Annotated in this window: 8 protein-coding genes; all 8 read right to left on the bottom strand. The window is 48.1% G+C overall.

The window, feature by feature from the left end; translation table 11 throughout:
* Positions 1-1,012 precede the first annotated feature (1,012 nt).
* Positions 1,013-1,216: a sulfur carrier protein ThiS gene (thiS, locus tag Q0238_RS11790; protein WP_297946360.1), complete on the bottom strand. Its 204-nt coding sequence runs from the start codon at positions 1,214-1,216 to the stop codon at positions 1,013-1,015.
* The gene (locus tag Q0238_RS11785; RefSeq protein ID WP_297946356.1) at positions 1,209-2,801 is read right to left on the bottom strand and encodes an ABC-F family ATP-binding cassette domain-containing protein; all 1,593 of its coding nucleotides are present in this window, start codon (positions 2,799-2,801) and stop codon (positions 1,209-1,211) included. Before Q0238_RS11785 ends, thiS begins: the two co-directional genes overlap by 8 nt.
* A 208-nt stretch (positions 2,802-3,009) precedes the next feature.
* Positions 3,010-4,137 carry a cation diffusion facilitator family transporter gene (locus tag Q0238_RS11780; RefSeq protein ID WP_297946353.1) on the bottom strand — a complete coding sequence of 376 codons (1,128 nt, stop codon included), beginning with the start codon at positions 4,135-4,137 and terminating at the stop codon, positions 3,010-3,012.
* Between the two features lie 18 nt (positions 4,138-4,155).
* Complete coding sequence (locus tag Q0238_RS11775) at positions 4,156-4,542, bottom strand: hypothetical protein (protein ID WP_297946350.1); 387 nt, start codon at positions 4,540-4,542, stop codon at positions 4,156-4,158.
* A gap of 360 nt (positions 4,543-4,902) precedes the next feature.
* Entirely contained in the window at positions 4,903-6,096 is a 1,194-nt protein-coding gene (locus Q0238_RS11770; protein ID WP_297946348.1) for a tetrahydrodipicolinate N-succinyltransferase N-terminal domain-containing protein, read from the bottom strand.
* A 159-nt stretch (positions 6,097-6,255) separates the two neighbouring features.
* A complete protein-coding gene (locus Q0238_RS11765; RefSeq protein WP_297946345.1) occupies positions 6,256-7,152 on the bottom strand; it encodes a hypothetical protein in 897 nt (298 codons plus the stop codon).
* A gap of 27 nt (positions 7,153-7,179) precedes the next feature.
* Positions 7,180-8,205 (bottom strand): hypothetical protein, encoded by a 1,026-nt coding sequence (locus tag Q0238_RS11760; RefSeq protein ID WP_297946343.1) that lies wholly within the window; start codon positions 8,203-8,205, stop codon positions 7,180-7,182.
* Positions 8,206-9,097: 892 nt separating this feature from the next.
* Positions 9,098-10,097 (bottom strand): Mrp/NBP35 family ATP-binding protein (locus tag Q0238_RS11755; protein ID WP_297946341.1); only part of this gene is annotated, 1,000 nt, incomplete at its 5' end.

Here is a 10,097-nt window from a genome sequence, read left to right as displayed (position 1 = left end):
GTAAGCTTTGCCGTTTAATTTTATCTGCATTTTGATCCTAAATTTTATCTTTTTGCCGTTTAAATTTATCGCGCAAATTTGGATTTACGCGCGGCGCCTCATATCTACGCAAACATAGCGTGCATTTATGCGGTATTGCGGCGCGATCGCGATAAGAGATCTACACAGCTACGACGCACCGCACAAACGCTTGGCACGAGCTGCGGCGCAAGCGGAGCGTACCAAGCGCATCGCACGCGATTTTAATCTACAAATTTCATCGTGCTTTTAACGCGTAATGTTTTGGCTTTGCGAATTGCATTCGACTAATACGGCGCCGTCGTAGAGCCTCTGTACGAAATACACAGCGCAAGCCAAATCCGCTAAATTTAGCGCATTAACCCAGCTTATCGGTTAAATTTAAAGTCGAGAAGCGCTAGAGCGATCCGCCGAATTTAAAAGCTGCTAAACGCCCGAATAAATCCGCGCTGCGGCTAAATTTAAAATTTCAAGCCGAACCGACGAAAAAAAGCGGTACGTCGTAGCATACGTCGTAATGTGCATGGCGGCAGAGATCTCGGGGTAAATTTTAAACCCCACGCCCAAATCTCACAACTTCGGCGTAAATTTTAATGCTCCCGCGCTCAAGCTTGCGGCGCCGACGCAGTTTACAGCTCCACACCCAACCGCCGCAGCCGGCGACGCAAATTAACGTTCCGCTGCTGCAATAAAAATTTAAACTCTATCGCCAAGGAGCGAATTTTAAAACTCCTGCGTTCGGCCGCCGCGGGTTCGCTCGCGAAATTTAAAAGCTCTCCGCAGGCGCCGAGCTACCGCGGCTTCCTCATAAATTTAAAAATCCAAACGCTGCCGTGTCGCTACGCCATGTCGCCGTATCGCTTAAAATTTTAACGACGCGTGCGCAAATTTTAAGCCCCGGCCGCTGTGTCGCCGTACCATTTAAAATTTAGCGGCCTCCGCGCGGATTTAAACCTCGGTCGCCGCAATTTTAACATAACCCAAAGCTCCGACCTCAGCCGCCGCCTACAAACTCGACGATTTCGTATTTTTTGCCGCTTGAGATCTGCGTGCGCTCCCACGCCTCTTTTTTTAAAATTTCGCCGTCGCGTTCTAGCGCTACTAGGCGCAGATCGTGTCCGCGCCGGCGTAGAAACTCGCTCACGCTCATATCCTGCGCCAGCTGCAGCCGCTCGCCGTTTACGCAGATCTCAATCATCGCTTGCCCCCAAGCTCTCGCGATACTCCTCGTAAGTGCCCCTAAAATCGACGATTTCACCGCCTCCTTTGAGGTGCAAAATTCTATTTGCAAACGCGTCGATGAGCTCGCGGTCGTGGCTCACGCAGATCGCGCAGCCCGCGAAGTTATACAGCGCTTCGCCAAGCGCGATGATCGCTTCAAGATCAAGGTGGTTGTTGGGCTCGTCGAGCACCAGCAGGTTCGGGCGTTGCAGCATTAGCTTGCTTAGCATCACGCGGTGTTTCTCGCCGCCGCTTAGGCTGCCCACACTTTTCTCCTGCTCCGCGCCGCTAAAAAGCATACGTCCAAGGCATTTGCGAATTTCATCAAGATCCCTATTTTGCGGGCTTTGTAGATATTCGTAGAGCTTGAGCTCGCCTGAAATTTTATTATTCGTATCCTGCGCGAAGTACCCGGGCTCGATCGTGGCGCCCATGTGAACCTTGCCGCGCTGCGGCGCGAGCTCGCCCATGATGATCTTGCAAAGCGTGCTTTTGCCCACGCCGTTTCGCCCGATGATCGCGATCTTATCGCCGTGAGCGAGCTTGAGGTTGAAATTTTTCAGAATTTCAACCTCGCCGAAACTCATATCCACGCCGCTTAGCTCTAAAATTTCATTACCGATCTCGCGCGCGGGCTTGAATAAAATGCTAGGCTCCCTGCGCGAAGAGGTCGCAAGCTCGCTAAGATCGAGTTTGTCGAGCTGTTTTTGACGGCTCGTGGCCTGCTTGGCCTTGCTTGCGTTGGCGCTGAAGCGAGCGATAAATTTTTCAAGCTCCGCCTTTTCTTTGAGCTTTTTCTCGCGCTCGAACTGCGCCTGTTTGGCGATGAGATTGGACGCGATGAACCAGTCGTCGTAATTGCCGCTAAATTCGCGTACCCGCCTAAAATCCACGTCGAGGATGTCCGTGCAGACGCGGTTTAAAAAGTGGCGGTCGTGGCTGATGACCACGAGCGTGCCCGTGTGGCGATTTAGCTCAAACTCGAGCCACGAAATGGCGTCGATATCGAGGTTGTTCGTAGGCTCGTCCAAAAACAGCACGTCGGGGCGAGGGAAGAGCACCTGCGCGAGAAGAACCTTAAATTTATCGCTCGTCTCGATCTCGCTCATCTTTTTATCAAAGTCGTTCAGCCCCAGCGAACTTAAAATTTTCTCGATCCGCGTTTCGTACTCGTAAGCAGGATCCTCCTCGGCGCAGATCATCTCGAGCTCGCCGAGGCGCTCGTTTATCTCATCGTTAAACTCGCCCGCTTCGTAAAGCTGCGTCTTTTCGCGCACGGCGTCATAGAGGCGCTTGTTGCCGTAAAGCACGGCGTCTTTGACACTGAAGCTTTCAAAGGCGAATTGATCCTGCCCCAAAACGCCGATTTTAAGCCCGCTTTGTATTAAAATTTCGCCGCTGCTTGCTTCGATCTGTCCGCTTAAAATTTTAAGTAGCGTCGATTTGCCCGCGCCGTTTGCGCCGATGAGGCCGTAGCGCCTGCCCTTATCGAGGCTTAAATTTACGTTTTCAAAAAGCAGCTGTTTGCCAAAGCGCATCGTAAGATCTTTGATTTCAACCATATTTTTCCTTTTAAATTTCTCTTTGCGTTGCCTTGTGCGCGGGCTTCTGCTAGGTTTTGCGCGCAAATTTCATCTCGCGGTTTATTGCAGCTTTTGCGCCGTGGCAAACCGCGATAAATTTCTCCTATTGTAGCTTAAAATTCTGAAATTTCGCCGAAGAGGCGCGAGCCGGCGCGATTAAATTTAAACCGCTAGAGCAATTTAAATTTTAGCCGCTGTAATCGCTATCGCGAGTGATGATGAGCGTGTAGTTCGGATACGCGGCGCGCACCTGCTTGCAAACCGCGCGAAACGTCGCCTCCATATCGGGCGCTGCGAAATCGACGATAACGTCGAAGCTGATCGAGCGCTTTTCCTCGTCGAGATAAAATCCATGTATCTGCGAAACGAACTCGTGCGATAGCGCCATCTGCTTGATATGCTCGTAGATCTCGGCGGCGCGCGGATCGTTCCTGTTAAACGCGTAAATTCCTACGGTGTCTAGGATGATATTAAATTTCGCAAAAACGGCGTTTTGGATGCGGCGCGTAAGAGCGTCGATCTGCGCTGCGGTCGTGTCCTCTGCGACCTCGATGTGGATGCTGCCGACCATCTTATCGGGTCCATAGTCATGAAACATCAGATCGTATGCGCCGATGACGCCCTCAAAGCCGCGCACGACGTCGTAAATTTCATTCGTAAGCTTCAAGCTCGGGCGCGAACCCAAAAGCTTGCTGATCGTATCGCGCAGAATTTCATACGCCGTTTTGATTAGAAGAGCCGAAATTATCGCACCCAGATACGCCTCCAAGCTCAGCCTGAAAATAAGCGAAATCAAAGCCGCTACGAGAGTGGCTAACGACACGAGCGCATCGTATTTGGCGTCCACGCCGCTAGCGATGAGCGAGTCGGAATTTACGCGCTCGCCCGTCTTTTGCGTATAGAGCCCCAAGCTAAATTTCGCCGCGACCGCTACGGCGATGATGACGAGCGAAACCGCATTATAATTCGCCGCTTGCGGATGGATGATCTTTTTGATCGATTCGACGAGCGAGACGCCGCCGGTGTAGAGGATGATGACGGCGATTACGATCGCGCTTAGATACTCGATCCTGCCGTGTCCGAAGGGGTGCGCGCGATCGGGCTGCTTGCTAGCAAGATGCACGCCCACGATCGTGATGACGGATGAAAGTGCGTCGCTTAGGTTGTTTACGGCGTCCAGCACGATCGCGATCGAGCCAGAAATCAGCCCCACGACGCCCTTAAATGCCGCTAAAATTACATTTGAAATGATACCGATCGCACCGGTGCGAATGATGATTTTATCTCTGCTATACGCCGCTTGAGGCACTTCCATTATCTCTCCTTTGAAATTTTACTCTAAGCCGCAATCGCTGTGCGTGTAGGTCAGATCGGCGATTTTTTCGCCGCTTTGCAGAAATTCTCGTACGCCTATGCGCTTTAGACCGCCCGCTTTCATCATCGCGCAGACGTCCTTTTGCCTGTTGGCGCGCAAAATGCTTTCAAAATTTTGCTTGATTTTGGGATCTACTTTGTCCCAAATTTCATTTTTTAGAATCGTGGGAATTACAAATTTATCGCCCTCGCATGTAGCCGCGCTCAACTCTATATTTTTAGTCGCGGGGTGACTGTGCCCATTTACGGTGTCCGCCAAAGCCTTGCAGCGCTCGGCATCGGCATCTCCCGCAAGCGCCGCGCTGCAGATAAATACGCCAAACAGGGCGAGTATAAATTTTTTCATTTTAACCTCCTAATTTTATTTGAAATCTATCATATTAAAATTTTAAATTCAATCTATTTTTAAAATTTAAGAACCCTCTGCGCGGCAAAAATCCGCTAGCCGCCAAAATTCCTTGCGTTAAATTAGTGGCATAAATTCCGCAAATCACCGCTAGAAAGTTTCTAAATCGCGGCAAAAATTCTTTAAATTCCGCGCGAAATTCTATGAGCTGAAATTTTTGCGACGTATCACATGCGCTCGCTCAAAGCGGCGTGCGGCGAGATCATCCGCATCTTTTTTAACTCGCCGTTTAAGTTATAGATTTAACGCAGTTTAAAAAAAGCTCCAGCCAATCCGCGCCCCCCGTTTAAATTTATAAATTTAATGCAGTTCCGCGTTGAGTTTGATCGCGCGCTTGCTAACGCTTGCCGTAATCTGCCCGCTTTGGCTATTTTGTCGGAAGTGCAGACCGCTAAGCCCGGCAAGCTCAAGCCCTTTATAAATTTCACGATCGAACGCAAAGCCCGCATTTAGCGCTGCTAGCGCTTCGCGATCCTTTTGCGCGATGAAAACCTTCGTACCCTCAAGTACCGCAATACCGGCATCCACGATGCAGCGATCACCGAGCGGAATGCCCGTTACGGAGTTTGCGCCCAGCAAGCAGTGCTTGCCGATGCTCACGGCATTGCCGTTGGTGCCGCTTAGCACGCCCAAAATCGATGCGCCACCGCCTATGTCGCTGCCCTCGCCCACGACGACGGAGCTGCTGACGCGCCCCTCGATCATAACGCTGCCGATCGTGCCTGCGTTGAAATTCACATACGCAGCGCCCGGCATCACGGTCGTACCCGCGGCGATATGCGCACCCAAACGCACCTTCGCGTCATCTAAAATCCGCACGTTTTGCGGCGGTACGACGTGACTTAGGTAGCGCGGAAATTTATCGATGCTGATTATGCGTGGATAGCGACCTTGCATTTTTAAAGAAATTTCGTTTTCACGCAGCCACCAAAGCTCGATCGGGCAGGCGTTCTCGTCCCATGCGACGTTCGGAAGCACGCTAAATGCGCCGTCTAGATTGAGTGTGCGCGGTTCGCAGAGATTTAGCGAAAGCGCGTAAAGCTTGAGATAGACGCTCTCGACGCTTTTTGGCGCGGCATCCTCAAAGATGAAGCTAGCACAAAAGCTCGCGTGCTCGTCCGATTTCATCGCCTCTTTAACCGCAAGCAGCACCTGCAAATTTTTGTGCGCGCCCTCTTTAGCGTCTGGCTGTAGAAATTTTAAAGCCTCGATCGCCTTTTTTAGGGCTTTATGCGTTAGCGGAAGGATGCACTCACTACCGCTAAAATCCACGACCTCGCCGCATTCGGTTAGAGCATGGATTAGCACTGCTGCGCTTACTAGCCCATCTTTAAAATTTACGTGCGCATAATTCACGCTTAGGCTTTTATGCCCCTCCGCACGCCCCTTAAATACGCGCCCGATCGCCCACATGATCGGATCGCGGTAGCCCTTTTTGGCGCGAACTTTATCCGCAAAAGCCTGAAGCTCGCTTAGGCTTTTAATCTCTTTCATATTTAATCCTTAATCGCAAAATTGCGCGGGAGTATAGCTAAATTTAATTTAAAAGGGGATTTGAAAAGGCGCATGAATGGAATTTAAAAGCGAAAACATGCACTTTTAAATTCTTAGTTGTTTTTCAAATTACTTTACTTCTTGATATTTTGTCTCGGGCTACTTATCTTGTTGTCGCTCTGGCGGAACAGGAATACTTACATCCTCGCTAGGGACTTTTTTTCTTATCGTTTGGTCACAAGCAACATCAATACCACCGCAATTGCTATCCGTACGATTAAATTCTACATAAGCATATTTGCCGTCGTCGAAAATTAGTTTGCCAATAACGGATTCGTTCTCATTTTTTAGATAAATTTCAACACGATCGGAAGCCAAACCACAAAATTTTAAAAAACTATCATAAGAATTTACAAAAGTACTTGGATAAAATATTAGAAAACTTACATATCCACATATAATAAGACTAAAAATAGTAGCTACAAACCAAATTTTCCTATCTTTTTCAATTTCAGATACATATTTTAAGCACCGCCGTAAAAAAGGTACTATTAATGATATGAATAGTATTATACCTACTATCCAATTACTCCAATATACAAAACGCACAAAAATATTTTCTTGGTTCGCAAAATATAGAACAATTCCCAGAAAAACAACAATAGTCCAAGCTAATATCATAAACAAATTTCTACTTTTTCTACTACTATCATCTTTGTGCAAACTATAATAGAGATACATTATAGTTGAACCAAATAATGCCAAAATAGTTAAAAAAATCAATAATGTAAAAAAGGCAAATAACAAAATATGATTCGCACTAAATATTTCGTATGTGAAAAACCCATAATACCGCATATAAGAAAAAATAAATCCAATAATGCCAATTAATGCAAATATGGATGTTATGAAAGAACATATCTTAAGCATTTGCGTTACTCTTTTTTCTACTAAGTCGCCTTTGGCTAGGGCGTTTTTTACATCAGTTTTATCTTCCGATTTATTGCTCTCAGAAGTACTTAGTGGCTCAATCTTATTTTCATCTTTATTATTCATTTTTTCCTCCAAATTTTAAATTTCATCCTACCTAAACACATCATCCATCGGTGTGCTTTCGCATTTCTTGCGGTCCGCTTCCACCGAGAGTAGGCGAGCTTTGCTTTCGTCTAAAATTTTTGGAGTGATAACAAGCCCCGGCAGATCTAAGGAATTTACGGCGTGCTTGCCGGCAAACGCCCCTAGGCCTCTGCCAAATATCCCGTTTACGCGCCCGTTCATATCATAAATCTCGCTTCCGTCGCAGTGAAAGACATTGCCGGAGATGCACTCGCATTTAAGCCCATCCGCAGCCTCCGTGTATCTGTAATCCTCGACGTAAAGCGCACCGCTTACGCCGCGGACGCTACTAATGGGATTGTAAATTAACACGGCTAGAATTTCATTCTTTTGCGGATTTGAGATCTCCCACTCCACGGCGCGATATGAGCTAAGCAGTAGCACGATGGGCTTATCGGATTTGGCTAAATTTAGCTTGACGCGATTATTCATCTGCGCGCTTTCGTAGATCGCGCCCAGCCACAGATCGTAGTCCTTATCCGCAGGGATCTTGGCTACGGCGTCCTTTTGACGATAAAAGGGCTCTACATCTTTAAAATCCACGAAAAGCTCGCTGGAATGCGCGTCATTTAAAAACCACGCTTCGATCTTGTGCTTGCCCTTGCTAAATTTATACGTAAGCGGGCGCTTTTGATTGCTCGACGTCCCGCCCAGCACGTCCGTGCCGTCTACCGCGATTACCAGCGTAGACCAGCCGTAATCTCCTAGCACCATCTTTTCGACATCTGCGTCGAAATTAAACTCACCGACCCAATACGCCATAAGATTTGGAGATGGAATTTCATGGAAGGAATTTCCCTCGTAATTGACGCTGATGCGATCGACGTTTTCAGAGAAAATCACCTTCTTAGGCTCATCTTTATTCAGATAAAACGCCAAAAACTTATCCTGCGGGATCTGCGCGTCCGCGGTAATCTCTTTCGCCCATTTTTGCATATTACTCTCTTGCGCGAACGCCGCAAATGTAAGCACCAAAATAATCAAAAACCTCATTACCGACCTTTCTTCTTTCGTATAAAAGTAAAATCCATAAACCTAAAAGTCCTAGGCTTAGAGATTTTGCCGATTTAGCTTCCTGCCTATACGAATGAAATTTCAACTGCTTAAATTTCAGCTGCGCGAAAAATTTCCTTCCGTAATCACTACAGATAAAATTCCATCCCAAATAAACTTTACAGAGGCTTTCGCAGATAAATTCCACCGCCACAAAGCCCGGCGAAATAAAATTTAAACTAGCGCAATGCTACGGCTATCACTAAAAGCTAGACGCGATAAAATTTCAAGCCTAAAATTCATCGCTAAAGCCCCATCTTAAAATTTTAAAACAAAGTTTTAGCGATAAATTTTGCATTTTGAAATTCTACGGCAAAGCTTTATGCTTAAAATTTTACATTTAAAACTCCAAGGCAGAATTCTACGGCAAATTTTACCTCGCTGAATTGCGCGTTTGGAATTTAATTTTCGCCGTTAAATTCTGCGCTTAGAATTTTATCTGAACCCTCACACAACGAAGCTTGGTAAAATTGTAGCTCGAAATTTCAAGCTTTAAAATTTAATGCTACAACCTCTGCACGAAATTCTATACACAAAAATTTTACTGGTGCCATAAAATTTCGCGGCAAAATCGCAGCGGAATTTTAACGCAGAATTTCGAGCTATAAAATTCGGCGCGAAATCCCAAGCCGCGAAACCCGCGTGAAATTTTACCCGCGAAATTTACGGGCAAAATTCTATGACGGATTGCATATCTGAATTTTGCGAGCATTATAAAATTTGCAGCGAAATTAGGCGTGAAATTCCAAACTATTAAATTCCACGTTGAATTTCAATCTGCAAAATTTACGAGAAATTCCACGCGAAATTTGACGCCGCACCCGCCAAAGCCCTAATTCGAGCAGGCGCTCTTGCCGTCCATCACCGGCTGGATCGCGGAGTTGTCCGCCAGCTCCTCGCGATCGATCTTTTCGATCTTTTCCCACAGCTTGCGCGCGGCATCTTCGTAGCGCTTCGCACTTAAAGAATCGGGCGCGTAGAAGCTTACCGGCTTGCCGCTGTCGCCGCCCTCTCGGATAGCGATCTCGATCGGGATCTCGCCGATTACTTCGGTGTTGTATCGCTGCGCCAGCTTTTGCGCGCCGCCGCGACCGAAGATATCGTACTCCTTGCCGTTATCCGGGCAGATGAAGCCGCTCATATTCTCGATAAGGCCTGCGATCGGGATGTGGAGCTTTTCAAACATATCAAGCCCGCGCGCGCTGTCGTCCAGCGCGACCGTCTGCGGCGTCGTGACGCACACGCCCGCCGTCACCGGCACGCTCTGAGCGAGCGTAAGCTGCGCATCGCCCGTACCCGGAGGCATATCCAAAAATAGCACGTCCAGATCGCTCCACGCCACGTCTTTTAGCAGCTGCTCGATCGCTTTCATTATCATCGAGCCGCGCCAGATGAGGCTCGCGCCCTCCTCCATCAGCACGCCCATGCTCATCATCTCCACGCCGTGGCTTAAAATCGGCTTTAGCTTCTGGCCAACGACGCTTGCTTGCGTCTTATCCTCGCCCAGCATTCGCGGCAAATTCGGCCCGTAAATATCGGCATCCAAAATCCCTACTCTCTTGCCGAGCTTTGCCGTGCTGATAGCTAAATTTAGCGTCGTCGTGCTCTTGCCTACACCGCCCTTGCCGCTGCTGATCATCACGAAATGCTTGATCTGCGGCGCGATATTTTTGCCGCTGCGAGAGTTGCTCTTTTCCTCGGCGATCTTAGGCTGTTTGATTAAAATTTCCACGTCCGCGCCGAGCGCCTTTTGCACCGCCGATCTGAGCTCTGCGGCGATCTCAGGCTTGGCGCTGGGGATTTCGATCCCTACGAAAATTCTATCGCCGATC

The sequence above is a fragment of the uncultured Campylobacter sp. genome (genome assembly GCF_938045775.1).
Taxonomy (GTDB): domain Bacteria; phylum Campylobacterota; class Campylobacteria; order Campylobacterales; family Campylobacteraceae; genus Campylobacter_B.
This window is presented reverse-complemented; position numbering and strand designations above follow the sequence as displayed.

Bases quoted from the DNA above. Each gene is read 5' to 3' on its own strand.
- thiS (WP_297946360.1), bottom strand. From the start codon at position 1,216: ATGATTGAGATCTGCGTAAACGGCGAGCGGCTGCAGCTGGCGCAGGAT.
- Q0238_RS11780 (WP_297946353.1), bottom strand. From the start codon at position 4,137: ATGGAAGTGCCTCAAGCGGCGTATAGCAGAGATAAAATCATCATTCGC.
- Q0238_RS11765 (WP_297946345.1), bottom strand. From the start codon at position 7,152: ATGAATAATAAAGATGAAAATAAGATTGAGCCACTAAGTACTTCTGAG.
- Q0238_RS11785 (WP_297946356.1), bottom strand. From the start codon at position 2,801: ATGGTTGAAATCAAAGATCTTACGATGCGCTTTGGCAAACAGCTGCTT.
- Q0238_RS11760 (WP_297946343.1), bottom strand. From the start codon at position 8,205: ATGAGGTTTTTGATTATTTTGGTGCTTACATTTGCGGCGTTCGCGCAA.
- Q0238_RS11770 (WP_297946348.1), bottom strand. From the start codon at position 6,096: ATGAAAGAGATTAAAAGCCTAAGCGAGCTTCAGGCTTTTGCGGATAAA.
- Q0238_RS11775 (WP_297946350.1), bottom strand. From the start codon at position 4,542: ATGAAAAAATTTATACTCGCCCTGTTTGGCGTATTTATCTGCAGCGCG.